Below are 24,223 nucleotides of genomic sequence, written 5' to 3'. Positions count from 1 at the left end.
TGCACGCCCGGTCCGTGACCGGACCGCCGTCAAGAGGCAAATCCGGCCGAGGTGACGCCCGGGGCACAAGCAGCTCACCGCACCCTTGACGGCCGCAAGTGGCTCACCGTCAGATTGTGTTTGTTCACGATCAGTTGTGAGTACTTCTGGGCCCGGATGAGGGAGAGCCGCCATGACGGTCACACGCAGATCGGTTTTGCTCGCTTCCACGGCCGCACCGGCCGCGGGCGTGCTCCTGGCCACCCCCGCGGCCCAGGCGGCCGAGTCCGCCACGAGCGCGTCGGGCCGCCGCACCGTCGCGCTGCGCGACGGCTGGCGCTTCGCGCTGGTCAACCCGGGCGGGATCACCGACCCGACGGGGGAGTACGCGGACGCCGCCGCCCCCGGCTACGACGACTCGGGGTGGCGTGAGATCGCCGTCCCGCACGACTGGAGCATCGAACTCGCCCCGACCACACAGAACGGCACCACCAGCGGCACCGGGTTCTTCCCCGGCGGCCTGGGCTGGTACCGCCTCGCCTTCACCCTGCCGGCCGCTCTCGCCGGCAAGCGGATATCGGTGGAGTTCGACGGCGTCTACATGGACTCGTACGTCTACTGCAACGGCACCGAGGCCGGCCGTCACCCCTACGGCTACACCGGCTTCGCCCTCGACCTCACCGACCTGCTCCACACCGACGGCACCACCGAGAACGTCATCGCGGTCAAGGTGCAGAACCGGCTCCCCAGCAGCCGCTGGTACTCGGGCAGCGGCATCTACCGCGAGGCCCGTCTGGTCGTCACCGACCCGGTGCACGTGGAGCGCTGGGGCACCCGCGTCACCACCCCGGAGATCACCGGGGAGCGGGGCCTGGTCCGGGTGGCGACGTCCGTGGTGAACGCGTCCGGTACCGGCGCCGACGTCGAGGTCGTCACCCGGATCGTCGATCCCCGCGGCCGCACCGTGGCCCGTACCTCCTCCACGGTCGCCGTCACCGACAGGGCCACCGAGACCCATGAACTGACGGTCCGCGCGCCGGAGTTGTGGGACTTCGGGACACCGCACCATCGCTACACCGTGCGGACCGAACTGCGGGTCGGCCGCACCACGACGGACACGTACAGCACCCCGTTCGGCTTCCGCACCTTCCGCTTCGACCCGGACGAGGGCTTCCACCTCAACGGCACGTATCACAAGATCAAGGGTGTCGACCTCCACCACGACCTGGGCGCTCTCGGCGCGGCCGTCAGTCTCGACGCGATCCGCCGGCAGATGACCATCATGAAGTCGATGGGCGTCAACGCCTTCCGCACCTCCCACAATCCGCCCTCCCCGGAGATGATCCAGGTCTGCGAGGAACTGGGCATCGTGATGCTGGTGGAGGCCTTCGACTGCTGGAAGAGTCCCAAGACCCGCTACGACTACGGCCGGTTCTTCGACGAGTGGTGCGAGAAGGACGCGACCGAGATGGTGCTCGCGGCCCGCAACTCGCCCGCGGTGCTGATGTGGTCGATCGGCAACGAGATACCCGACTCCACGTCCACCGCCGGGCTCGCCATGGCCGACCGGATCATCGCCGCGATCAGGGCCGTGGACGACACCCGCCCGCTGATCATCGGTTCCGACAAATACCGTCGCCTGCCCGCCAAGGGGTCGGCGGCCGACCTGATGCTGGCCAAGCTGGACGGCCTCGGTCTGAACTACAACACGGCCAGGTCGGTGGACCAACTGCACGCCGCCTACCCGCACCTCTTCCTCTTCGAGTCCGAGTCGTCCTCCGAGACCTCGACGCGGGGCGCCTACCAGGAGCCCGAGCACCTCAACACCGGCGAGAACCACACCCCCGGCAAGCGGGAGACCTCGTCGTACGACAACAACCTCGCCTCCTGGACGATGAGCGGCGAGTACGGTCACAAGAAGGACCGGGACCGCAAGTGGTTCGCCGGGCAGTTCCTCTGGTCCGGCATCGACTACATCGGGGAGCCCACGCCGTACGACGTCTTCCCGGTGAAGGCGTCCTTCTTCGGCGCGGTCGACACGGCCGGCTTCCCGAAGGACATGTACCACCTCTTCCGCAGCCAGTGGGTCGACGAACCGATGGTCCATCTCGTCCCCATGACCTGGAACCACGAGGAGGGCGACACGGTCGAGGTGTGGGCGTACGCCAACGCCCCCGAGGTCGAACTGTTCCTCAACGGCACGTCCCTCGGCACCCGGACCTTCGACACCAAGACGACCACCGACGGCCGGGCGTACCTGGAGACCACGGAAGCCACCGGCGACGACAAGACCTTCACCGACGGCCCCTACCCCGGCAGCTACACCAGTCCGAACGGCAGCGCGGGCAAGCTTCATGTGACGTGGAAGGTGCCGTACGCGCCGGGCGAGTTGAAGGCGGTGGCGAGGAGGAAGGGCAAGACCGTCGCCACCGACGTACTCCGCACGGCCGGCCGGCCCGCCGCCGTGCGTCTCACCGCCGACCGCAAGTCGCTCGCCGCGGACGGCCGTTCGCTGGTCTTCGTCACCGCGGACGTCGTCGACGCCCGCGGGGTGGTCGTGCCCGACGCCGAGCACCTGATCTCCTTCGAGGTCACCGGCGGCTCGCTCGCCGGGCTCGACAACGGCCGCGAGGAGAGTGCCGAGCGCTACCAGGCCAGTACCCGCACCGCCTTCCACGGCAAGGCCCTCGCGATCGTGCGGGCCGGTACCGAGCCGGGAGTCCTGAAGGTGACGGCGAGCGCGACGGGCCTGCGGACGGGCGTCGCGAAGGTGCGCTCCACCCCGGCCCGGCCGGTCGTCGTCACCGAGCCGACCGCTTTCACGCCCGACCATCCAGGCCCTGTGGACTACCCCCACGCGGACGCCAGTTACTCCGGCCGCCCGGACACCCTCCCGGCCGCCATGCTCGACGGCGACCCCGCCACCGGCTGGTCCAACGCCTTCAGCAAGGCCGCCACCGCCCTGCTGCCCGCCTTCAGCGGCGCGCGGGCCGAGGACTGGGTCTCCGTCGACTTCGGGCGGACCAGGACCTTCGACCGGGCGGAGGTCTCGTTCACCCTGAGCGCCACCCACGGCCTGCCCGCCTCGGTCGAGGCCGCGGTGTGGGACGGGAAGCGGTACGTGCCGGTCGAGGGCGCCTCCGTCGTCCGGGCCACCGCCTCCGACGAGCCGACGGTGATCACCTTCGACGCCGTCCGAGGCTCCCGGCTCCGGCTCACGCTGACCAGCGCGTATCCGGGGGAGACCCGGGGCGCGGTGCGCATCACGAAGCTGGAGGTGCCGGGGAGCTGACCCCGGTCGACGGCGGTCCGGACGGGAATCCGTCCCGTCCGGACCGTTGACTGGGTGTCATGCCTGCAACAAGCATGGCCTGCGACCGTCAGCTGGGAGCGCTCCCATGGTGGGGCGCCGCCTGTACCTCCCCCGAGGAGCCCGGACGTGAACAGACGCAGAACCGCCCTGTTGTCCCTGACCGCCCTGCTGGGAGCGGCACTTGTGGCCTCGCCGGTGTCCCCGGCCGTCGCCGACGAGGTCGAGCAGCTCAAGAACGGCACTTTCGACACCACCACCGAGCCCTGGTGGACGACCAGCAACGTCACCGCGGGCCTGTCCGACGGACAGCTCTGCGCGGACGTGCCGGGCGGCACCGCCAACCGCTGGGACGCCGCCGTCGGCCAGAACGACGTCACCCTGGTGAAGGGGGAGTCGTACAAGTTCTCCTTCACCGCGAAGGGTTCGCCCGAAGGACATGTCGTGCGGGCGATCGTGGGGCTGCAAGTGGCGCCCTACGACACCTACTTCGAGGTGAGCCCGCAGCTGAGCGTCTCCGGCAACTCCTACTCCTACACGTTCACCTCGCCCGTCGACACCGCCCAGGGCCAGGTCGGCTTCCAACTCGGCGGCAGCGCCGACCCGTTCCGCTTCTGCATGGACGACGCCTCCCTGCTGGGCGGGGTCCCGCCCGAGGTGTACGAGCCCGACACCGGACCTCGCGTGCGCGTCAACCAGGTCGCCTATCTGCCCGCCGGGCCGAAGAACGCCACCCTGGTCACCGACGCCGTCACAAAGCTGCCCTGGCAACTGAAGAGCGCCTCGGGTGCTGTCGTGGCCCACGGGTGGACCGTGCCGCGCGGCACCGACGTCTCCTCCGGGCAGAACGTCCACTCCATCGACTTCGGCGCCTACAAGAAGCGCGGCGGAGGATTCACCCTGGTCGCGGACGGCGAGACCAGCCGGCCCTTCGACATCGGCACGAGCGCCTACGAACAGCTCCGCCTCGACGCGGCGAAGTACTACTACACCCAGCGCAGCGGCATCCCGATCCGCGACGACCTGCGCCCCGGCTACGGCCGCGCCGCCGGACACGTGAACGTGGCCCCCAACCAGGGCGACAAGGACGTGCCCTGCCAGCCCGGCGTGTGCGACTACACGCTCGACGTCACCGGCGGCTGGTACGACGCCGGCGACCACGGCAAGTACGTCGTCAACGGCGGCATCTCCACCTGGGAGCTGCTGAGCACCTACGAGCGCGAGCTGCTGGCCCGCACCGGACAGCCCGGCAAGCTCGGCGACGGCACCCTCGCCATCCCCGAGAGCGGCAACAAGGTGCCCGACCTCCTCGACGAGGCCCGCTGGGAACTGGAGTTCCTGCTGAAGATGCAGGTGCCGGACGGACAGCCGCTGGCAGGGATGGCCCACCACAAGATTCACGACGAGCAGTGGACGGGCCTGCCGCTGCTGCCGAGCGACGACCCGCAGAAGCGGGAACTGCACCCGCCGTCCACCGCGGCGACCCTGAACCTGGCCGCGACCGCCGCACAGGCCGCCCGCCTGTACAAGCCGTACGACAGGGCGTTCGCGGCGAAGGCGCTGGCGGCCGCCCGCAAGGCGTGGACCGCGGCGCTCGCCCACCCCGACCTGTACGCCTCGGAGAGCGACGGCGTCGGCGGCGGCACCTACGCCGACAACAACGTCACCGACGAGTTCTACTGGGCGGCGGCCGAGCTGTACCTCACCACGGGGGAGAAGGCGTTCCAGGACCGCGTGCTCGCCTCACCCGTCCACACCGCGGACATCTTCACCCCCGTCGGCTACGACTGGGCCCGAACCGCCGCGGCGGCCCGTCTGGACCTGGCGACCGTGCCGAGCAAGCTGCCCGGCCGGGACAAGGTCCGCCAGTCGGTCGTCAAGGGCGCCGACCGCTACCTGGCGGCCCTGGACGCCCACCCGTACGGCATGCCGTACGCGCCGGAGGGCAACCTCTACGACTGGGGCTCCAACCACCAGATCCTGCACAACGGGATCGTCATCGCCACCGCCTACGACATCACGGGCGCCTCGAAGTACCGGGACGGCGCGCTCCAGGGCATCGACTACATCTTCGGGCGCAACGCGCTGAACATCTCGTACGTGACCGGCTACGGCGAGGTCAACTCCCACAACCAGCACGCCCGTTGGTATGCCCACCAGCTCGACCCGAACATGCCCAACCCGCCGAAGGGGACGCTGGCCGGAGGACCCAACTCCTCCATCCAGGACCCCTACGCACAGAGCAAACTCCAGGGTTGCGTCGGCCAGTTCTGCTACATCGACGACATCCAGTCCTGGTCGACCAACGAGCACACCATCAACTGGAACTCCGCTCTGACCCGGATGGCGTCCTTCGTGGCGGATCAAGGCTGACCCTCGCATGCTCCACCAGCTCACCGGGCCGCTCGTGCGCGGTGAGCGTGTGGAGCCGGGCCTGATCGAGCGGCTGGTGCACCTCGACGTACTCACCGTGCGGCAGCCGCTTGATCACGCCGGTCTCCCGTCCGTGCAACACCAGCTCCCGGTCCCGGAGTTGGAGCCCCAGGCAGACGCGCCGGGTGACGACGAGGACGATCACCGGGACCACGAACATCCCGATGCGCACCGCCCAGGTCACCGTGTTGATCGAGAGGTGGAGCCGGGTCGCCACGATGTCGTTGCCGCCGCCCGCCAGCAGGATCAGATACAGGCTGATCCAGGACGCGCCGATCGCCGTACGGACCGGACGGTTGCGCGGGCGGTCCAGGAGATGGTGCTCGCTCCTGTCCTTGGTGAACTTGGCCTCCAGGAACGGATACACCCCGATGAAGACCAGGAGGAGCGGGAAGACCACGACCGGGATCAGGACCCCCAGGATCAGCGTGTGTCCCCACAGGGTGACCTCCCAGCCCGGCATCACCCGCACCAGCCCCTCCGCGAACCCCAGGTACCAGTCCGGCTGGGCGCCCGTGGAGACCTGGTCGGCGCGGTAGGGGCCGTACGACCAGACCGGGTTGATGCTCGCCACCGCCGCGATCAGCGTGAGCGCCCCGAACACCAGGAAGAAGAAGCCGCCCGCCTTCGCCAGGTACACCGGGAAGAACGGTGTCCCGACCACGTTGCGTTCGGTCTTCCCGGGGCCCGCGAACTGGGTGTGCTTGTGGTAGACGACCAGGATCAGATGGGCCACCACGAGCGCCGCCATGATGCCGGGGATCACCAGGATGTGCAGCGAGTAGAACCGGGCCACGATGTCGTGTCCCGGGAACTCGCCGCCGAACAGGAAGAGCGCGAGATACGTCCCCACGACCGGCACCGAGAGGGTGGCGCCGTAGACGAACCTCAGGCCCGTGCCCGACAGCAGGTCGTCCGGCAGCGAGTAGCCGAAGAGGCCCTCGAACAGGCCCAGGAACAGCAGCGCCCAGCCGAACAGCCAGTTCACCTCGCGCGGCTTGCGGAACGAGCCCGTGAAGAAGTGCCGCATCATGTGCGTGAGCATCGCGGCGACGAAGATCAGGGCCGACCAGTGGTGCAGTTGCCGGATCAGCAGGCCGCCGCGCACGTCGAAGCTGATGTCCAGCGTCGAGGCGTACGCCTCCGACATCCGCACGCCGTTCAGGGGCGTGTAACTGCCGTGGTACGTCACTTCGTTCATCGAGGGGTGGAAGAACAGCGTGAGCCACACCCCGGTGAGGATCAGCACGACGAAGCTGTACAGACAGATCTCGCCGAGCAGGAAGGACCAGTGGTCCGGGAAGACCTTGCGCAGGTACTTCGCGCCCAGCGTGCGGGTGCCGAGCCGTCCGTCGAGCCAGCCGGACAGCCGCTCGCCCTTCCCCGGCTCCGCCGGGCGTTCCGTGGCGGTCACGCCTCCTCCTTCTGGACGTGGGTCAGCTTGTCGGGGTTGGTGACGACGAAGAGGTTCGAGACCCGGTCGCCTTCCGGGGTGAGATCCAGGACGATCACCGCGTAGGGCGAGTCGTGGGCGAACAGCACGGCCGCGTCGTCGCCGTTGACCCGCCGGTAGCGCAGCTCCAGGTCCAGGGCCTGCGCTCCGCCGCGCTTCGCGTAGCCGTTCAGCAGCCGTGCCGCCTTCTCCCGGCCGCGCACCGGCCGCAGGGCCTGCTTGCGCATCCCGCCGCCGTCCGTCCACACCGTCACGTCCGGTGCGAGGATCTCCATCAGCTCCGCGATGTCCCCGCCGAGAGCGGCCCGCACGAAACGTTCCGTCGCCTCCCGGCGGACCCGGGGATGCGCCTCGTACAGCGGACGGCGGGCGTGCACATGGGCCCGCGCGCGGTGCGCCAGCTGCCGTACGGCCGCCGGGGTGCGGTCGAGGATCTCCGCGATCTCGGTATGGGCGTACCCGAACACCTCGTGCAGCACGAACACCGCGCGTTCCAGCGGGGACAGCGACTCCAGGACCACCAGCATCGCCAGCGACACGGACTCGGTGCGCAGCGCGGGGTCGTCGGCGCTCGCCTCGTCGGTCACCAGGGGCTCGGGCAGCCAGGGGCCGACATACGTCTCGCGGCGGCGGTTGACCACGGCCCGCCGCTGGAGCGCGTGGTTGACGGCGATCCGGACAAGGTAGGCACGGGGGTTGTCGATCCCGCCGGCCCCCCGGCGTGACCACGACAGCCAGGTGTCCTGGAGCACGTCCTCGGTGTCGGTGACGCTGCCCAGCATGTTGTAGACGACGCCGAACAACAGCTCCCGGTGCTCGACGAAGACACCGGTCGCCTCCTCGGCGTCGGGAACGGGGAACTCGGACATCTCGTGTGGCCTCCCAGTAGCGCGCTCACTACTGCGAGGCCTTGCGGCCCCGGAATGTGACATCCGGCGGCCGGGATGTGACCCACGCCTCACCGAAGCCCTGGGTGGGCGGCTAGGACGCGTCGTGGAACACGATCCCCAGCGCGCGCCGCCGACCCGAGCGCACGACGCTCACCCCGTGCCGCATCGCCCCCGCCGACCAGCCGCGCTTCGTGCGCACCGGCCGTTCACGGGTCGTGAAGACCACCCCGCGGCCCCGGGGCAGTACGGTCGCCGTGCCCCGTGACTGGGCGCGGGGCCGTTGCTCGACCATCAGGAACTCGCCGCCGGTGTAGTCGGTGCCGTACTCGTCCAGTCCTACGACCACCTGGAGCGGGAAGACGAGGTCGCCGAAGACGTCCCGGTGCAGCGCGTTCCAGTCGCCCTCGGTGTAGCGCAGCAGGATCTGCGCCGAGCGGTCCTGCCCAGCCGTGTGACAGCGCTCCAGCCACTCCTCCAGGGAGTCCGGCCAGGGAGCCGGGCGGCCGAGACGGGCCGCCCAGTCGCGGGCGACGGGCAGCAGGCGGGGATAGAGCGCGGCGCGCAGGGCGGCGACCGGGGCGGGCAGGTCGTGGGTGAAGTAGCGGTACTCGCCCGCTCCGAAGCGGTGGCGTGCCATGTCCACGGTGGTCCGGAACAGCTCCGGCTTGTCCCACAGCCGCGTCAGGTCCCGGCACTCGGCCGGCGTCAGCAGCGGTGCCGTCGGCGCGCAGCCGTGGACGTCCAACTCGGCGCCCAGGGCGGCCCAGTCGGTCTCGGCGACCCGGGCGGCGGCCAGGTCGGGGGTGACGGTCATGTCGGTTCCTCCTCCCTTTCGAGTGTGGGACGCCGCGCACCGCTCGTCCGGCGGGAAACGGACACCGTGCTCGGGCCGCTCCGGTACCGCCTGACAGCCTTCTTGAGCTGCGCTTATTTACGGCTGAGTACCCGCGCGGTACCGTGAAGGCATGCCAGCTCTCAACGTGGAGTTCAGCGAACGCGAGCTAGAGGACCTGCGGCAGATCGCCAAAGAGCGCGGTACGTCGATGAAGGCCCTCGTGCGGGAGGCCGCCGCGGCCGACATCGCCCGGCACCGGGCCCTGCAGGAAGGCGCCGAAGCGTTCCGGCGGTTCTTCTCCGCCCACGCCGACGAGTTCGCCGCCGCCTTCCCCGAGGACGAACCGGCCGTCAAGGGTGCGGGGCGGGTCGGCTGACCGATGGCTTCCGTGGTTCACATCGACGTGCCCTGGCTGCTCCAGCGGCACGAAGAGGTCCTGCCCGACCAGCCCACGATCAACGATTTCTCGGCCCTCGTCGCCGCCGTCGCCCGGCACCGCGTCGACCCGCCCCGCCTCGGCGTCGACTCCGACCCGGCCTGGCGTGCCGCCGCCCTCCTGCACACCCTGGCCCTGCTCAAGCCCTTACCGTCGGCCAACGCCCGCTTCGCCTGCGCCACCGCCGTGGCCTACATGTTCGTCAGCGGCGTCGGCATCGACCCTCCCTACGGCGCGCTCGTCGACCTCGCCCGCGACCTGATCTCCGGCAAGACCGACGTGTACGGCGCGGCGGACCGACTGCGCTCCTGGCAGATCTGAGGCCGCCCGGCCGCCCTGAAAGCCGGGCCGGAGCCGGATCAGGTGCCCCGGCCGGACGCCGACCGCCCGCCCCCGGGGGCCGCCGACCGAGGGCGGGAGGAACGGGGTCGGCGGCCGGGGTTTCGCGCGGGAGAGCCGCCGTCCCGCGCGGGGCCTCCGAGAAGGGGCCGTCTCCAGTGGACTACCGGGCAACCGGGCGGGGGAGCGTGCGCGGCGCTCCGGCGCATGCGCGGGTTTCACACGGGGCGCATGGAATGTCGAAAGCGGGTGCGAGCGCACGCAGTTGCGAAGCACTCCGAGCATCTTTCAAATGGCGCGGATGTTGCCCAGGTGCCTTGTTGGCCGTGAGTGACTTGTGCAAGGGTGAACCACCTGTGTGGGGGGCAAGGGCCGGGTCGCATTCGTCCCGTGGGGAACCGGGGCGGAGGGGCGTCGGCGAATTCGTGCTTCCCATGCCCGCGCCCAAAAGGGATGCCCCTTCGGCACTCCTTTTCGGCGGGAGTACTTCTGTGAGTCCCATGTCTGTGGGAAGGAAACCCGCTCAGTGCCAACCCCCCACCCACCGCTCCCTCCTTACCCGCCGCCCGGCGGTGCCTCCCGAGAATCCGACGAGGATCTCGCGGCCCGCCTCAGGGGCCGACCCGACGGTGAGGCCGCCCAGGCCGTCGCGCTGCTCATGGCGCGCCACTGGAAACCGGCGCACGATTACGCGGTCATCTGCCTCGCGTCTTCGTCCGAGACCGCCTCCATGGTGGCCGCGGCCGCCTTTCACCAGGTCCTGGACCGGCTCGCGCTGGGCGAGCCCGCCCTCGCGCTGCGTCCCAGAACCCTCGTGGCCGTGCGGGACACGGTCAAGGAGTGGACGGCCGAGGACCGGACGACCGGTGTTCTGCCGGACCTGGTGAAACCGAACGGCGGCCGAGGTATGCGGGCCGCGAAGTCCATGACCCCCGAAAATCGCAAGCTCGCCGAGCGGTCATTCCAGTCCCTTCCCGGACTCGCCCGCTGCCTGCTGTGGCACACCGAGGTGGAGGCGGAGTCGATAGCCGTGCCCGCCGCGCTCCTCGGGATGGATACCGACACGGCGTCCGCCGCGCTCGAACAGGCGCGTGAAAAATTCCGCGAAGGATGTGTACATGCCCATCGGGAACTCGCGCCGACGAAGGATTGCCGCTTCTACAACCGTCTCCTCGACGTTCCGATTCGCCGCGGCGGAGCACTGCTGCCGGATGTCCAGCAGCATCTCGCGGAGTGCCGCTACTGCCGTTCCGCCGCGGAACAACTGAGCCATTTCGAGGGCGGCTTGGGTCTGCTGATCGCCGAGGCGGTGCTGGGCTGGGGTGCCCGCCGCTATCTCGAACTGCGCGCCGGGCGTACGCCCCCGACGGCGGCCCGCGGCCGGGGCGCCGGACGGCACGGCGCGGGACGCCGCAAAATCCTCGCGCGCATCCCCGCTCCCGGCCGCCGCGCACCCGGCGAGGGCGGGGGCCTGCGGTCCTCACGCACGCTGCTCACCGGAGTGGGCCTCACCTCCGCAGGCCTCCTCGCGGCCATGCTCGCCGCCGGCCTGTGGTCGCACGACGGCGGCGCCGACCCGGCCGCCTCCACCAGCGCCACCGGCGGCGGCACGGTCCCGGGCGCCGGCACCCGGACCCCGGGCACCGCCCACCTGCCCACCGCTCCGGCGGTGACCCGGCTGCGCAACGCCGCCGCCGACCTCTGTCTCGACATCCGGGGCACGGTGAAGGCGGGCGCGGGCACCGAACTCGCGGCCTGCTCGACCGAGCGGACCCAGCAGTGGTCGTACGAGGAGGACGGTCTGTTGCGCAGCGAGGCGGATCCCGAGCTGTGTCTGGACTCGCACGTGGACGCGGGCGTGGTCATTCTCGGCAGCTGCGCCGACGAGAAGGCGAAGCGGGCCGAGGACGTGCGCTACGACCTCACCGTGCAGGGGGAGTTACTGCCTCGCTGGGACGAACAGCTCGCCCTCGCCTCGACCGGCGAGGACCCGGGCGCCGATGTCGTCGTCAAGGTCCGTGACCGCTCGGAACAGCAGCGGTGGCTGACCGACGCGGCCTCCAACGCCAGTCCCGGCTCGCTGTCGGTCACCGGGAGCGAGGCTCCGCAGGCCCGGCCCGCGGATCTCACGGACCGGGCGTAGGAGTCCAGGAAACGGTCCCCTCGCGGGTCCGCCGACGGCAGGGAGGCCTCCCTTCGGGGAGGCCTCCTCTCACGTACGGTCCTCCACGAGGTCGTCGGGGCCGACCGTGGTGGGGCTCGCGTGGCCCGAGAGGGCGAGCGTGAGGTCCAACTCCGCCAGCAGACAGCGGATCACGTGCTCGACGCCCGCCTGCCCGTCGAGGCCGAGGCCGTAGACGTACGGCCGCCCGAGCAGCACCGCGCGGGCGCCGAGCGCGAGGGCCTTGAAGACGTCGTCGCCGGTGCGGACACCGCTGTCGAAGAGCACGGTCAGCCGGTCGCCGACCGCCTCCACCACCCGCGGCAGCGCGTCGGCCGCCGCGACGGCCCCGGCCACCTGACGACCGCCGTGGTTGGAGACCACGACCCCGTCCATCCCGGCGTCGGCGGCCAGGCGGGCGTCGTCCGGGTGCAGGACGCCCTTCAGGACGATCGGCCCGTCCCAGTGCTCCCGCAGGAGAGCGAGGTCGGGCCAGGTCTTGCCGGGGTCCGCGAACATGCCGACGAAGTGCAGCACGGCCGCGTTCGGGTCCTCGTGCACCGGCTTGGCCAGGCCCGCCTGGAAAGCCGGGTCGGAGAAGTAGTTGGCGGTGCCCACGCCGCGGAGGAACGGCAGGTACGCCTGGTCGAGATCGCGGGGCCGCCAGGACAGCAGCGGGGTGTCCAGGGTGACGACCAGGGCCGAGAACCCGGCCGCCCTGGCCCGGTCCAGGAAGCTCAGCGCGACCTGCGGGTCCTTCGGCCAGTACAGCTGGAACCAGCGCTCGGCGTCGCCCATCGCCTCGGCGACCTGCTCCATCGGTGTACTGGAGGCGGACGACAGGATGTACGGGACGCCCTGTGCCGCCGCCGCCCGGGCCGCCGCCGGTTCCGCGTCGGGGTGCATGATCGACAGGACGCCGACCGGTGCGAGGGCCAGCGGGGCGGGCAGCGGACGCCCCAGCACCTCCACGGACAGGTCGCGTTCGTGGACGTCCCGCAGCATGCGCGGGACGATCCGGCGCCGCTCCAGAGCCGCCCGGTTCGCCCGCGCCGTACTGCCGTCGCCCGCGCTGCCCGCCACATACCCCACCGGTCCCGGGCCCAGGCGCTGCTCGGTGAGCGCCTCCAGCCGGGTCAGGTCGGTGGGCAGCCGGGGCACCGCGCCGGACATGCCGTTCAGGTAGATCTCGTACTGGAAGTCCGCCCAGTGCTTGGCCATCCGTCGCAGCCGCCTCTCGTCGTCGGGTGCGCCGACGATATCCGCGGGCGGACGCCGGTCAGGAGGGGGTGCCCGCCTCGGCGAGGACGCGGGCCAGTTCGCGTGGCCGGGAGAACATCGGCCAGTGGCCGGTGTCCATCTCGACCAGCTCCCAGCGCTCGCTCTTCAGCAGTTCGGCCACGACGGGCATCGGTTCCTCGTCGTCGAGGAGGCACTTGACGTAGGTCGCCGGGAGCTCGCCCAGGGGGCGGGTGAGGGCGGCGGGTTCGGTGAGCGTCGCGCCGGGGTGCGGGGACGAGCGGTCGATGATCCGGGCGATCTGCTCGTCCGTCAGCCCCTGGTCGGCGTAGTAGTCCGCGCTGACCAGGGGCCAGAAGCCGTCGTGCTCCGCGATCTGCTCGCGGACGTGGTCGCTAGGCCAGCCCGACAGGAACGACTCGCCGTCGACGGGCACGCTGGAGTCCACGAACACCACCCTCGCGAGCCGGTCACCGATCCGCTCGGCCGCCTGTCCCACGGGGACGCCCGCGTAGCTGTGCCCGACCAGCACCACCTCGTGCAGGTCCAGGCGTTCGACCTCGTCGACGATGTCCCGCACATGGGTCTGCTGTCCGGCCGGGACACCCCGCTTCTCCGCGAGGCCCGACAGCGTCAGCGGATGGGGCCGGTGCCCGGCCGCGCGCAGCTCGGCGGCGACCTCGTCCCACGCCGACGCCCCGAGCCGTGCTCCCGCCACCAGTACGAAATGAGTCATGCCCGCAACGTAGCCGACGGCACCGACAAGGCCCCGGGCCAGGTGGTCGGTACCAACGGCACCTCGACGGGGTGGGCCGGCCCGCGTACCTCGGGGCCCTGCTCGGCTCGCCGTTCGGGGAAGAGGCGCGCCAGCGTCACGCCACGGGGTGCGCGGCGTACGCGGATGCCGTCCTGCTGGGGTGTGCCGACGGTACGGCCCGCCGAAGCACCCCGGCCGGCGGACGATTCATCCGTCTTCCGGGTCCGCGCCGGAGGAGTCGCCCGCCTCCTCGGTGTCCGGCCCCCTCTCGCGCACCCGCTGGACATGCTCCAGGGACTCCCGCAGCTCGCCGAGCCAGTCGTCGGTGTGCCGCTGGACCAGCCGGACGCACCAGGCGAGCGCGTCGCTGCGGCTGCGGGCGACCCCGCCGGCGATCAGGGTGTCCAGGACCTGACGCTCGGGCTGGCGCAGCCGGGTCATGACGGGCGCGGCCACATGCGTGAACAGGGCACGCTCACCGTCGCACTCCACGCCCCAGGACACCTTGCGGCGGAACTTGTGCTCGGCCTCGCGGGCGACTTCGACGCGGTCCTCCCGGGTGCGCTCCCGGAACTCCTGGATCCGGCCCTGCACGGCCGCCTCCCGCTCCGCGGCCGAGACGTCCCCGGTGAGCCGGGGAGCGGGAATGCGGCCGATCACGGTGATCTCCTCGCGGTCGACGACCACCTCGACCAGGGCCTCGAAGAGGTCGTCGGGCAACCGGCCGGTGAACCAGCCGCGCAGCTTCTCTCGTTGTTCGTCGGTAATCATGTAATGACGATTACTCCACCGCTTCATGAACACAAGGGGTCGTGAGGATGTGCGCTCACGGCTGAAGCGGAATGTTTCAGGCCTATTGCCGAAGCGGGGTAATCACGCCATCCGGCCGGATCGGGCGATCAAGAACCGCCCGGTTGCGGGGCTCGGCCGTTCCGATGATGTGACTTCGCGCCACTGATTCAACACGCAAGGTTACTGAAAGCTGTGGGGTCGATGTGAAGTTCGGGCCAGGACTCGGCAGACTCGCGCTCGCCGCTCCGGCACCGACCGAGCCGGAGGGCACACCCTCGAACCAGCGGAAGGATGCACACAATGCGGAACACCGCGCGCTGGGCAGCGACCCTCGGCCTCACCGCCGCCGCCGTCTGTGGACCCCTCACCGGGGCCGCCCTCGCCGAACCGGCCGCCGCCTCGGGCCTGTACGCCCCGTCGGCCCTCGTGCTCACCCTCGGCCACGGCGAGAACGCCGCCGCCGTCACCCCGGAACGTGCCGTGACCCTGACCTGCGCCCCGGGGTCCTCGGGCACCCATCCGGCCGCGGCCCAGGCCTGCGCCGAACTGCGCGCCGTCGAGGGGGACTTCGACGCGCTGGGGGCCGGAACCGACGTCCAGTGCACCAAGGAGTACCACCCCGTGGTGGTCACGGTGGACGGTGTCTGGCGGGGCAAGCGCGTCTCCTACGAGCGCACCTTCGCCAACGAGTGCGTGAAGAGCTCCTACGGGTCGAGCGTCTTCGCGTTCTGAGAGACCGGGGTCGCGTGGTGCCCGTGACCTGCCCGAGGGGCCCGCAGTTGGGGAGTGCCGCCCCTCTCACGGAATCCCGTGATCCCGAACCGAGGGCCGGCGGACGGAGTGGGGCCGTCCGCCGGACCCTCGGGTCACTGCAACAGCGCCACGCCGACCACCTGACGCGCTGTCTACGAGCGGGTCCGCTCCCGGTGGCTGGTGTCGCACCACGGATAACGACGACTGCGCCGACAGGTGCACAGGGCCACCCGGAAGCGGTCGGAGGCGACGGTGGTGCCGTCTTCCAACTCCACTTCCACGGGGCCTTCCACGAGCAGTGGGCCGCGGTGCTGGACTCGGATGCGGCACGGCCGGTCGGAGTCAGAGGGGGAGTTCGGCACGGACGACCACCAACTCTTCCTTCTCGTCGGCTGCGGAGAGCAGACCCCGTCGGCGCAGCCAGTCCGTCCGGGTGCGCAGCACCGGTCCGAACGGGATGCGGTGACGACGGGTCACGGCGGCCTTGAGGCCTGCCGCGCGCAGATGTCCGACCGTCTGTCCGGAGTCGCTCAGTTCGGAGTGCACGATCAGCAGCACTCCTCCCGGGCGCAGCAGGGCGGGTGCCTCCCGGCAGACGCGGTCCAGCACGAACCGCCCGTCGTGGCCCGCGTCCCAGGCCCGGGCCCTCCCGCGCGGCGGCCGGACGTCCGTCGGCGCCGGTACGTAGGGCGGATTGGTCAGGATGAGGTCGAACGACCGGTCCCGCACGGGGTTGAAGAGGTTTCCGCGCCGGACCTGGACCGACGCGCCGGTCAGCCAGGCGTTCGCCCGGGCCGTGCACACCGCCCGCCACGACACGTCGACCGCGGTCACCCGGCTGCCCCGGCGCGCCGCCTGGAGCGCGAGGGCACCGGTCCCGGTGCCCACGTCCAGTACGTCCGCGCCGGGCGGCAGCGGTTCCTCGGACAGGGCTCCGGCCAGCAGCGCGGTGTCCTCCTGCGGGCTGTAGACACCGGGGAGGACCAGAGGGGGGTTCAGTGATCTCACCTTGCCCCAGTACCCCGGCATTCAGGAAATATGGTGAATTTCGGAAAGCGAGGACGTGCGCAGGGTCGAGCGTCCGTCGGCCCAGTCGCGCAGCAGGCGCTCGGCGAGCCGGTCCTCGACATGTCCGGTGACGTCGATACCGAAGGCGACGTCGGCGGCGAGGTGCGGTTCCTCGGCCAGCAGACCGCCGATCACCTCGTGGCGTACGACCTGCTCGTGAACGGCGTCCGCCTCGACGTGCTCGTCGTAGAAGTGCTCGGCGGCCGGTCCCGCGCCGGTGCGGCGCATCGCCTCGGCGAGTCGCCGGGAGCCGGGTGAGGAGGTGATCTCGACCGCCGCGAAATGGCCCACGAGAGCTCCGCGCAGGCTGCGGTGCAGGCCCAGCAGGGACATGAGGTTCACCGTCGCGAGCATCTCCGCGCAAGCCGCGTCCAGGTAGTGCCCGTACGTCGTGTCCAGGCCCAGGTCCGTCATCAGGTTCGCGAAGAGGAGGGCGTGGACGCGGTCGGCGCGGCCGCCGCCGAACTCGTCGAACTCCACCGCCGCCATGCCCGCCTTGGCCCGGCCCCACAGCCGCGGCAGCACCCACGCGTGCGGGTCGGCCTCCTTGAGGTGGTAGAGCGAGCGCTGGGCCGCGTACTCACGCACCTGCCACAGTTCGCCCTCCTTGCTCAGGAAATGGCTGACTCCCGTGCCGTCGACCGGCTCCACGAGGAGCCCGGCGAGCGCGTCCTCGACGCTGTCGTGGACCGGGGTGTCCGTGCGCAGGGCGGACAGGAAGCGGTGTTCCAGGGCCGCCCTGGTGTGCAGCAGGTCCGGGTTCCACTCGTGGTCGGCACAGACGCCCGCGAACCCGCGGTAGTGCAGTTCGTAACAGAGGTAAAGGGCCAGCTGGAGGTCGGCGCCGTACACGTCCGCCCTCGCGACGGTCTCGTGATCCGGCAGCGGTCCGGCGCCGAGCAGATACTCCTGGACTGCGGCGGAGACCGGGCCCCGGGCCGGCGGCAGCTGTGGTTCTTGTGGGTCCTGAGGCATGGCCCCCGGGTACCCGGGCGGCGACGGGTCACCCCTGCCGCCCGGGCCGGTCCGGGGTCACTGTCCTGCGGATTCCTCCTGGGCACGCTCATTGGGGGTGGTCGCGTCCCCGGCCTCGCCCCGGTGCGCCCGCTTCTCGTCGGAGTCCCCGACGCGCTTCTCGGCGTCCTCGAACTCGTGCAGGACCTCGTCCAGAGCGGTGTCGGGCTTCTGCTTCTTCTCCGGCACGACTGTCTCCCTCTCTTGTTCGTTCAGGTGGTGACGGCGGCGATACGCAGAGGTACCGGTTCAGCGGGAACGGTGTCCTCCTCGTTGCGGCGGGCGATCTCGGCCCACCAGGAGGCGCCGTCCTCGATGTGCCGCAGCAGGACTCCCTCGCGGATCGCCCAGGGGCAGATGGTGACGGTTCTGATCCCGGTGAGTTTCATCGCCGTGTGCCCCACCACCGCACCGGCCAGGCTCTGCGCGGCGCGCGGAGCGGAGATGCCGGGCAGTTCGGCCCGCCGCGCGGCCGGGAGGGCGGCCAGACACTCGATGGCCTCCCGCAGGTCGGCGCGGTGCATCCGGCGCTCCACGAACGGTCCGCGCCGCCCGGGCGGAGTCCCGCACAGCCGCCCCAACTGCTCGAAGGTGCGCGAGGTGGCCACCGCGGTGCGCGGTCCCTCCCAGCGGATCCGCGAGGCCACGTCCCGCAGTTGGTGGCGGACCTTGCGGCGCAGTGCCCGCACCGCCTCCGGCGGCGGCGGATCCTGCCCCTCGAAGAACTCGTGGGTCAGCCGGCCCGCGCCCAGCGGCAGCGACGCCACGTAGTCCGGCAACCGGCCGCGTCCGAAGGCGACTTCAAGGGATCCGCCGCCGATGTCGAACAGCGCGAGCGGCCCCGCGCGCCAGCCCATCCAGCGCCGCGCCCCGAGGAACGTGAGCTCCGCCTCCACCTCGCCGGGCAGGGTGTACAGCCCGACGCCGGTGCGGGTGCGGACGGTGCGCAGCACCTCCTGACGGTTCGGCGCCGAGCGCACGACCGCGGTGGCGAAGGCCAGCGGTCCGGCCGCTCCCCACCTGGCGGCGGTCCGGCTCGCCCCTTCCACCGCCTCCACCAACCGTTCCACGGCCTCCTCGGGTATCGGTTGGCCCGGCCGCACATGATCGCCGAGTCTCAGCCGCCACTTCGCCGTGTGGACCGGTAGTGGCACCCCGTCCTCGGCGTCCGCCACCACCAGCCGGACGGTGTTCGACCCCACATCCACCACGCTTATCCGCATGGCCCTGTGGGTACCCACGGAGCACCCCTTTCAACGTCCGGCGTCCCGGCAGGACGTCGCTCTCGGCCACCGTCCGGGCACCGCCCGTCGACTGCGGTGGCGCGGGGCAGCGAGGAGGGCCGCCGTCTCCCTGCTGACGGCGGCCCTCCGGAACCGGCGGCTCCTGCTGCGGCGGCTACATGTGTACGACGGGTGCGGCGTCCGGGTCCTGCTCCGCCACCCCGCGTCGGAAGACCAGGAAGGCGATCAGCGCGCCGGCGGCGAAGAGGCCCGCCGACCACCAGAAGGCGGTGGTGTAGCTCTCGATCGTCGCCTGGGCCTGGACCAGCTTGTTCGTCGGGTCCTTGCCGGCCAGGTAGTCGGTGGCGGCGCTCGCGGCCAGTGTGTTCAGCAGCGCCGTACCGATCGAACCACCCACCTGCTGCATGGCGTTGACGGTGGCGGAGGCGACTCCCGCGTCCTCCGCCGCGACCCCGCCGGTGGCCAGTTGCATGGCCGGCGGCATGACCAGGCCGAGGCCGAAGCCGATCACGATCAGCTGCGGCAGTACGTGGGACACGTAGCTGGAGCCGACGCCGATCCCGGTCAGCCAGGCCATGCCGACCGTGGCGACCGCGAAGCCCACCGGGATGACCACCTTCGGCCCGATCCTGGGGACCAGCATCGTGGTGCTGACCTGGGCCGCGACCATCAGCGCGGCGACCATCGGAAGGAAGGCCGCACCGGTCTTGGTCGGGCTGAAGCCCAGGTTCAGCTGGAGGTAGTAGGTCAGGAAGAGGAAGACACCGAACATGCCGCCGCCGGAGATCAGCACGGCCAGGAAGGAGGCCGCCCGGTTGCGGTCGAGCAGGATGCGCAGCGGCAGCAACGGGTGGGCGGCGCGGGTCTGCCACCAGGCGAAGGCGGCCAGCAGCACGCCGCCCGCGAACAGGAAGCCCCAGGTCGCGGGGGAGTCCCAGTCGTGCGTCTCGGCGTTGGAGAAGCCGTACACCAGGGAGAAGAGACCGGCCGCGACCAGCAGCGTGCCGGGCACGTCCAGCTTGGAGTTCGCGGCGTCACGGTGGTTGTGCAGCAGCAGCCAGCCGCCCGCGAAGGCGACGACGGCGATGACGACGTTGACGTACAGGGTCCAGCGCCAGTCGAGCGCGTCGGTCAGGACGCCGCCGAGCAGCAGGCCCACCGCGCCGCCGGCGCCGGCTATGGCGCCGTACACGCTGAACGCCCTGGCCCGCTCGCGGGCGTCGGTGAACGTCGTGTTGAGTAGGGAGAGCGCGGCCGGTGCGAGGAGTGCGCCGAAGGCGCCCTGCAGGGCACGGGCGGTGACCAGCATCTCGAAGTTGGTGGCGGCGCCGCCGAGGGCGGAGACGGCGGCGAAGCCGACGACCCCGACGAGGAAGGCGGTCTTGCGCCCGAAGAGGTCGGCGATCCGGCCGCCGAGCAGCAGCAGGGAGGCGAACGCCAGCGCGTAGGCCGTGACGATCCACTGCCGGTTGCCGTCGGAGAAGCCGAGGTCGGCCTGGGCCGAGGGGAGGGCGATGTTCACGATGGTGGCGTCGAGGACCACCATCAGCTGCGCGAGCGCGACGACGGCGAGGATCCACCATCGCTTGGCCGAAGCGTCGGCCGGTGCCTTCACGGCACCCCCCGGACCACTCTCGGTCAGAGTCTTCTGGGACATGGAACAACTCCAGGGAAAGTCGGCTGGACTCGCCGCTTCATAAACGAAACGGTTTCGTACACGTCGAGATTAGAGTACTCCGAGCGAAACGGCAACGTTTCGCTGGAGGGGCTCCGTCCATGGCTTCCCGACTGCATGCCTTGACTGGCATATAACCGGCGAGGCATATTGGGATCATGTCCGACACCGCGCTCTGGGCCGCCCTCGCCGACCCCCACCGTCGGGCCATCGTCGCGCTGCTCCTGGAGCGGCCCCGGCCCGTCGGGGAGATCGTTGAGGCGTGCGGACTGAGCCAGCCGAGCACCTCGAAGCATCTGAAGGTGCTCAGGGAAGCGGGCCTGGTCCGGGTACGGCAGGACGCGCAGCGGCGTGTCTACGCCCTGGACCCGGGCCCGATCGCCGAACTGGACGCCTGGCTGGCCCCCTACCGCAAGCTCTGGAACACGAGCCTGGACGCGCTCGGCGACCGCCTGGACCAGACGGCGCCCACCACCCCCGAGGAATCCGCCCCGAAGGACTGATCCACCATGGCCGCAGACCTCACCGGCACCTACCTGACCCTGGACGACGGCCGACCGGCCGTCCGTTTCACCCGCACCTACGACCATCCGGTCGCACGCGTCTGGCAGTTCGTGACCGACGCCGACGAGCTCGCCCACTGGTTCCCGTCCCGCGCCGAGATCGACCTGCGCCCCGGCGGCACGGTCAGGTTCAGCGGCGACCCCCACATGGAGGACTCCACGGGCCGGGTCGTCGCCGTCGACGAGCCCCGGCACCTCTCCTTCGAGTGGGGCGGCGACGAACTGCGCTTCGACCTGGAGCCGCTCGACGAGAAGCGGACCCGCTTCACGCTCACCAACGTGCTGAGCGCCGCCGACACCGCCGCCCGCAACGGCGCCGGCTGGGACGTGTGCCTCGCCGCTCTCGACGCCCGCGCCCGCGGGGGGCGCCTGGAACGGCCGCAGTGGAAGGAGCTCTACCAGGCGTACGCCGACGCAGGCGTCCCCTCCGGAGCGCCGGTCCCGGGGATGGACTGAGGAGAGTCCCGCTCAGGCCATCTGCCGGCGCACCAGCTCGTGCAGCCGCCCGCCCGTGTCCGCGAGGAGCTGCGCGGGCGGCCCCTGCTGGGCGACCTTGCCGTTCTCCATCACGATCACGCGGTCGGCGTCCAGCACCGTGGACAGCCGGTGCGCGATGACGATCCGGGTGGCGTTGAGGGCCTTGGTGGACTCGATGACCGTGCGCTGGGTGTCGTTGTCCAGGGCGCTGGTCGCCTCGTCGAAGAAGAGGATCCGCGGCCGCCGGATCAACGCCTGGGCGATCATGAGCCGTTGGCGCTGGCCGCCGGAGATCGCCCCGCTGCCCGAGACGATGGTGTGCAGGCCCATCGGCATCCGCTGGATGTCCTCCGCGAGCCCCGCCATCGCGGCCGCCGCCATCGCCTCCTCGGGCGTGTAGGGCTCGGTGCCGCAGATGACGTCCAGGATGGAGCCGGTGAACGGCTGGGCGTGCTGGAGCACGACACCGCACTGCCGGCGCACCGCCGACTGGTCGAGGGCGGCCAGGTCCTGGCCGTCGTACAACACACTCCCGGACACCGGGCGGTCGAAGCCGATCAGCAGCCTGAGCAGGGTCGACTTGCCGCAGCCACTCGGCCCGACGATCGCCACGAACTCGCCGGGACGGATCTCGAAGGACACGTCGTCGAGGATCAGCGGACCGTCGTCGGAGTAGCGGAAGGACAGCCTGCGGGCCTCCATCGCCCCGGTGAGCGGTCCAGGGCGGGTACTCGCGGTGCGGACCTCCGGCTGCGCCTCCAGGACCGGCTTGATCTCCTCGAACAGCGGCAGCGCGGCCACCGCCGAGACGAAGGCGCCGGTGAGTGAGGTGACCGCGGTCAGCAGCATCGTCACCGAGGTGTTGAAGGTGAGGAACTCCGCCGCCGACATCGAACCGCGCGCCGGGCCCGCGAGCAGCATGAACATCAGCAGGGTGCACAGCGGGAGATACACCGAGCCCAGCACCGACGTGAGGTTCTTGATCCGGCCGACCTTCTGCTGGAGCTCGCGGCTGCGGGCGAACTCCGAGGCCCAGGCCGCGTACGCGTAGTTCTCGGCCGCCGCCACCCTCAGCTTGGGCAGACCGCGCAGGGTCTGGAAGGCCTGGTTGTTCAGCTTGTTGCCGAGGACGACCAGCCGCCGCTGCCAGCGCACCTGCCACAGTCCGAGCCCGAGGAAGCCGGCCGCGATGACGACGAGCATGCCGATCGCCGCCATCGCCATCGGCACGCTGTACCAGAACAGCAGGCCCAGGTTCATCGCGCCGACGGTCACCGACTGGGCGACCGTCGGGCCGATGCCCGCCATCATCCGGCGGATCGAGCTGATGCCCATGGCCTGGCTGGCCAGTTCACCGGTCGAGCGCTCGGTGAAGAACTTCGTCGGCAGCCTCAGCAACCGGTCCCAGACAGCCGGTTGGAGGGTCGCCTCGATACGGCCCTCCAGGCGGAGCATCGTGAGGTTCTGCAGCAGCATGAAGGCCGCCGTCACCACACCGCTGACCATCACGGCCAGACACACCTGCACGATCAGGGCGGTCTGCGCCTTCGGCACGAACTCGCCCAGCACCTTTCCGGTCGCGATGGGCACCAGCGCGCCGATCGCCACCGTCACCAGACCGCTGAGCAGCAGGTTCGTCACATCGCCGCCGGTGCCGCGCATGCTGAACCGGACCAGCCCCAGCGGGCTCAGCTTCCGGTCGGGCAGCGGGCGGTAGAACATCACCGCGCGCGGCTCGAACTCCTCCGCGTTGTCCTTCTCGATCGGCGTCTCGCGGCCCGTCGCCGGATGCACGGCCACATAGCCGCCGCGCCGCCACAGCAACGCGACCGGCGCGCCCGACAGCGCCCGGTGACCCACCAGCGGGCCCACGTTGTCCCGCCACCAACGACCGTCCAGGCGCACCGACCTGATCCGGACGCGGGAGGCGAGGGCGATCCGCTCGACCGGATCGAGACGGTCGCTCTCGGTGCCGCTGTGCGCGTTCTCGGCGAGCGGGATCCCCGCCGCGTCGGCGACCAGCTTGCACGCCGCGTAACTCGCGTCGGCGTCGGCCGTCGTCGCGCGCTGCTTCGATCTGCCGATGGACGCCAGCAGGGTCCGGTCGGCCTGGGCGCGCACCGCCTCACCGGCCTTGATACCGGCCGCCGTCCGGGTCTCGTGGGTGCGCTCCAGCTGCTCGATCCAGCGGTCCAGCGTGGTCAGCAGCCGGTACTGCTGGTCGACCATGGACTGCCAGACCCCCGGGTCCATCAGCAGGTCGGCGGCCGCCTCGGCGCCGTAGAGCGAGCCGTACTGCACACTGCCCGGCGGCACCTGCATCCAGAACACGTCGTCGTCGGTCGGGGCGGCGGCCCGCTCGTCGGCCATCGGGGCCTGGAAGAGGATGGACAGGCTCCGGCCCACACCGAGCGCGAGGGCGTACTCCAGGGGGCTCGTCGTCGGCGGCACGTACTGGGGGTTGCCGTACTCGTCGTACGACCACGTCTGGGTGTTCGCGGGCTCGTACAGCTCGCGCAGACCGATGCGGTGGACGACGCAGTCCCGCAAGGGCCGTGCCACCAAGGTGTGTTGTGGCCCTGCCACCGGGCCGAGCAGCAGCGCGCCGGGCTCCAGACGGCCCAGGTGGTGCCAGTGGCCCTGCTGTTCGGCGTCCACCGCGAACAGGTCCACCGCGCCCGACACGACCAGCCACAGCACCTGCGGGCCTTCGAGGTCGATGCGGCTGAATCCGGCGCAGTCGATGCGCGTACCCATCTGACCGAGGGAGGTGAGGACCACATCCCCTTCGTGTGCGGTAGTCAT

The 24,223-nt window shown here is 71.0% G+C and carries 21 protein-coding genes; 8 read left to right on the top strand and 13 right to left on the bottom strand.

All coding sequences use genetic code 11. The features are described 5' to 3' along the window. Positions 1–172 precede the first annotated feature (172 nt). Both ABZT02_RS19745 and ABZT02_RS19740 read left to right on the top strand, forming a co-directional pair. Positions 173–3,271 carry a glycoside hydrolase family 2 TIM barrel-domain containing protein gene (locus ABZT02_RS19745; RefSeq protein WP_356019237.1) on the top strand — a complete coding sequence of 1,033 codons (3,099 nt, stop codon included), beginning with the start codon at positions 173–175 and terminating at the stop codon, positions 3,269–3,271. 147 nt (positions 3,272–3,418) lie between these two features. Then, entirely contained in the window at positions 3,419–5,662 is a 2,244-nt protein-coding gene (locus ABZT02_RS19740; RefSeq protein WP_356019236.1) for a glycoside hydrolase family 9 protein, read from the top strand. On the opposite strand, the gene ABZT02_RS19735 is transcribed toward ABZT02_RS19740, so the two are convergent. The 3 genes from ABZT02_RS19735 to ABZT02_RS19725 form a co-directional block, all read right to left on the bottom strand. Further along, positions 5,607–7,136, bottom strand: coding sequence for a cytochrome bc complex cytochrome b subunit (locus ABZT02_RS19735; RefSeq protein WP_356019235.1), 1,530 nt, complete (start codon positions 7,134–7,136; stop codon positions 5,607–5,609). The two genes, ABZT02_RS19740 and ABZT02_RS19735, sit on opposite strands and share 56 nt — an antisense overlap. After that, positions 7,133–8,044 (bottom strand): RNA polymerase sigma factor SigJ, encoded by a 912-nt coding sequence (gene sigJ / locus ABZT02_RS19730; protein WP_356019234.1) that lies wholly within the window; start codon positions 8,042–8,044, stop codon positions 7,133–7,135. The genes ABZT02_RS19735 and sigJ overlap by 4 nt, the downstream gene beginning before the upstream one ends. Before the next feature lie 112 nt (positions 8,045–8,156). Beyond that, a complete protein-coding gene (locus tag ABZT02_RS19725; RefSeq protein WP_356019233.1) occupies positions 8,157–8,879 on the bottom strand; it encodes a 2OG-Fe(II) oxygenase in 723 nt (240 codons plus the stop codon). Between the two features lie 151 nt (positions 8,880–9,030). Here ABZT02_RS19725 and ABZT02_RS19720 point away from each other — a divergent pair, with 151 nt between their 5' ends. From ABZT02_RS19720 to ABZT02_RS19710, 3 genes are all read left to right on the top strand, one after another. Further along, complete coding sequence (locus ABZT02_RS19720; protein ID WP_356019232.1) at positions 9,031–9,276, top strand: hypothetical protein; 246 nt, start codon at positions 9,031–9,033, stop codon at positions 9,274–9,276. A gap of 3 nt (positions 9,277–9,279) precedes the next feature. Further along, a complete protein-coding gene (locus tag ABZT02_RS19715) occupies positions 9,280–9,657 on the top strand; it encodes a hypothetical protein (RefSeq protein WP_007386606.1) in 378 nt (125 codons plus the stop codon). Positions 9,658–10,201: 544 nt separating this feature from the next. Then, positions 10,202–11,818: an RICIN domain-containing protein gene (locus ABZT02_RS19710; RefSeq protein WP_356019231.1), complete on the top strand. Its 1,617-nt coding sequence runs from the start codon at positions 10,202–10,204 to the stop codon at positions 11,816–11,818. Positions 11,819–11,887: 69 nt separating this feature from the next. Here the strand turns inward: ABZT02_RS19710 and ABZT02_RS19705 are convergent, their stop codons facing one another. From ABZT02_RS19705 to ABZT02_RS19695, 3 genes are all read right to left on the bottom strand, one after another. Beyond that, on the bottom strand, positions 11,888–13,057 hold the full coding sequence (locus ABZT02_RS19705; RefSeq protein WP_356019230.1) for a lactate 2-monooxygenase: 1,170 nt from the start codon (positions 13,055–13,057) through the stop codon (positions 11,888–11,890). A 58-nt stretch (positions 13,058–13,115) separates the two neighbouring features. Next, positions 13,116–13,811 (bottom strand): alpha/beta hydrolase, encoded by a 696-nt coding sequence (locus tag ABZT02_RS19700; protein WP_356019229.1) that lies wholly within the window; start codon positions 13,809–13,811, stop codon positions 13,116–13,118. A gap of 228 nt (positions 13,812–14,039) precedes the next feature. Beyond that, positions 14,040–14,603 (bottom strand): hypothetical protein, encoded by a 564-nt coding sequence (locus tag ABZT02_RS19695; protein WP_356019228.1) that lies wholly within the window; start codon positions 14,601–14,603, stop codon positions 14,040–14,042. A gap of 321 nt (positions 14,604–14,924) precedes the next feature. Between ABZT02_RS19695 and ABZT02_RS19690 the strand changes: the two genes are divergently transcribed. Continuing rightward, complete coding sequence (locus tag ABZT02_RS19690) at positions 14,925–15,356, top strand: protease inhibitor (RefSeq protein ID WP_356019227.1); 432 nt, start codon at positions 14,925–14,927, stop codon at positions 15,354–15,356. Between the two features lie 173 nt (positions 15,357–15,529). Here ABZT02_RS19690 and ABZT02_RS19685 read toward each other — a convergent pair whose 3' ends face one another. From ABZT02_RS19685 to ABZT02_RS19660, 6 genes are all read right to left on the bottom strand, one after another. Beyond that, entirely contained in the window at positions 15,530–15,739 is a 210-nt protein-coding gene (locus ABZT02_RS19685; RefSeq protein WP_356019226.1) for a CDGSH iron-sulfur domain-containing protein, read from the bottom strand. Then, positions 15,720–16,406 carry a HemK2/MTQ2 family protein methyltransferase gene (locus ABZT02_RS19680; RefSeq protein ID WP_356019225.1) on the bottom strand — a complete coding sequence of 229 codons (687 nt, stop codon included), beginning with the start codon at positions 16,404–16,406 and terminating at the stop codon, positions 15,720–15,722. Before ABZT02_RS19680 ends, ABZT02_RS19685 begins: the two co-directional genes overlap by 20 nt. Beyond that, complete coding sequence (locus ABZT02_RS19675; RefSeq protein ID WP_356019224.1) at positions 16,407–17,420, bottom strand: iron-containing redox enzyme family protein; 1,014 nt, start codon at positions 17,418–17,420, stop codon at positions 16,407–16,409. Positions 17,421–17,477: 57 nt separating this feature from the next. Then, a complete protein-coding gene (locus ABZT02_RS19670) occupies positions 17,478–17,648 on the bottom strand; it encodes a hypothetical protein (RefSeq protein ID WP_356019223.1) in 171 nt (56 codons plus the stop codon). Between the two features lie 23 nt (positions 17,649–17,671). Continuing rightward, positions 17,672–18,682 (bottom strand): Ppx/GppA family phosphatase, encoded by a 1,011-nt coding sequence (locus ABZT02_RS19665; RefSeq protein ID WP_356019357.1) that lies wholly within the window; start codon positions 18,680–18,682, stop codon positions 17,672–17,674. Positions 18,683–18,857: 175 nt separating this feature from the next. Beyond that, entirely contained in the window at positions 18,858–20,360 is a 1,503-nt protein-coding gene (locus ABZT02_RS19660; protein WP_356019222.1) for an MFS transporter, read from the bottom strand. Positions 20,361–20,536: 176 nt separating this feature from the next. Between ABZT02_RS19660 and ABZT02_RS19655 the strand changes: the two genes are divergently transcribed. Then, complete coding sequence (locus ABZT02_RS19655; protein WP_356019221.1) at positions 20,537–20,881, top strand: metalloregulator ArsR/SmtB family transcription factor; 345 nt, start codon at positions 20,537–20,539, stop codon at positions 20,879–20,881. Positions 20,882–20,887: 6 nt separating this feature from the next. Next, complete coding sequence (locus ABZT02_RS19650; RefSeq protein WP_356019220.1) at positions 20,888–21,397, top strand: SRPBCC family protein; 510 nt, start codon at positions 20,888–20,890, stop codon at positions 21,395–21,397. A 12-nt stretch (positions 21,398–21,409) separates the two neighbouring features. On the opposite strand, the gene ABZT02_RS19645 is transcribed toward ABZT02_RS19650, so the two are convergent. After that, a complete protein-coding gene (locus ABZT02_RS19645) occupies positions 21,410–24,223 on the bottom strand; it encodes an NHLP bacteriocin export ABC transporter permease/ATPase subunit (protein WP_356019219.1) in 2,814 nt (937 codons plus the stop codon).

The organism is Streptomyces sp. NPDC005402 (genome assembly GCF_040606575.1).
Taxonomy (GTDB): domain Bacteria; phylum Actinomycetota; class Actinomycetes; order Streptomycetales; family Streptomycetaceae; genus Streptomyces.
The sequence above is the reverse complement of the archived record's forward strand: the minus strand, read 5'-3'. Positions and strand labels throughout refer to the sequence as shown.

What these genes read in the sequence shown, in the direction of transcription:
- ABZT02_RS19680 (WP_356019225.1), bottom strand. Translation starts at nt 16,406, where the DNA reads ATGCCGGGGTACTGGGGCAAGGTGAGATCACTGAACCCCCCTCTGGTC.
- ABZT02_RS19745 (WP_356019237.1), top strand. Translation starts at nt 173, where the DNA reads ATGACGGTCACACGCAGATCGGTTTTGCTCGCTTCCACGGCCGCACCG.
- ABZT02_RS19665 (WP_356019357.1), bottom strand. Translation starts at nt 18,682, where the DNA reads ATGCGGATAAGCGTGGTGGATGTGGGGTCGAACACCGTCCGGCTGGTG.
- ABZT02_RS19695 (WP_356019228.1), bottom strand. Translation starts at nt 14,603, where the DNA reads ATGATTACCGACGAACAACGAGAGAAGCTGCGCGGCTGGTTCACCGGC.
- ABZT02_RS19705 (WP_356019230.1), bottom strand. Translation starts at nt 13,057, where the DNA reads ATGGCCAAGCACTGGGCGGACTTCCAGTACGAGATCTACCTGAACGGC.
- ABZT02_RS19715 (WP_007386606.1), top strand. Translation starts at nt 9,280, where the DNA reads ATGGCTTCCGTGGTTCACATCGACGTGCCCTGGCTGCTCCAGCGGCAC.
- sigJ (WP_356019234.1), bottom strand. Translation starts at nt 8,044, where the DNA reads ATGTCCGAGTTCCCCGTTCCCGACGCCGAGGAGGCGACCGGTGTCTTC.
- ABZT02_RS19725 (WP_356019233.1), bottom strand. Translation starts at nt 8,879, where the DNA reads ATGACCGTCACCCCCGACCTGGCCGCCGCCCGGGTCGCCGAGACCGAC.
- ABZT02_RS19720 (WP_356019232.1), top strand. Translation starts at nt 9,031, where the DNA reads ATGCCAGCTCTCAACGTGGAGTTCAGCGAACGCGAGCTAGAGGACCTG.
- ABZT02_RS19650 (WP_356019220.1), top strand. Translation starts at nt 20,888, where the DNA reads ATGGCCGCAGACCTCACCGGCACCTACCTGACCCTGGACGACGGCCGA.
- ABZT02_RS19700 (WP_356019229.1), bottom strand. Translation starts at nt 13,811, where the DNA reads ATGACTCATTTCGTACTGGTGGCGGGAGCACGGCTCGGGGCGTCGGCG.
- ABZT02_RS19655 (WP_356019221.1), top strand. Translation starts at nt 20,537, where the DNA reads ATGTCCGACACCGCGCTCTGGGCCGCCCTCGCCGACCCCCACCGTCGG.
- ABZT02_RS19690 (WP_356019227.1), top strand. Translation starts at nt 14,925, where the DNA reads ATGCGGAACACCGCGCGCTGGGCAGCGACCCTCGGCCTCACCGCCGCC.
- ABZT02_RS19660 (WP_356019222.1), bottom strand. Translation starts at nt 20,360, where the DNA reads ATGTCCCAGAAGACTCTGACCGAGAGTGGTCCGGGGGGTGCCGTGAAG.
- ABZT02_RS19675 (WP_356019224.1), bottom strand. Translation starts at nt 17,420, where the DNA reads ATGCCTCAGGACCCACAAGAACCACAGCTGCCGCCGGCCCGGGGCCCG.
- ABZT02_RS19645 (WP_356019219.1), bottom strand. Translation starts at nt 24,223, where the DNA reads ATGACTACCGCACACGAAGGGGATGTGGTCCTCACCTCCCTCGGTCAG.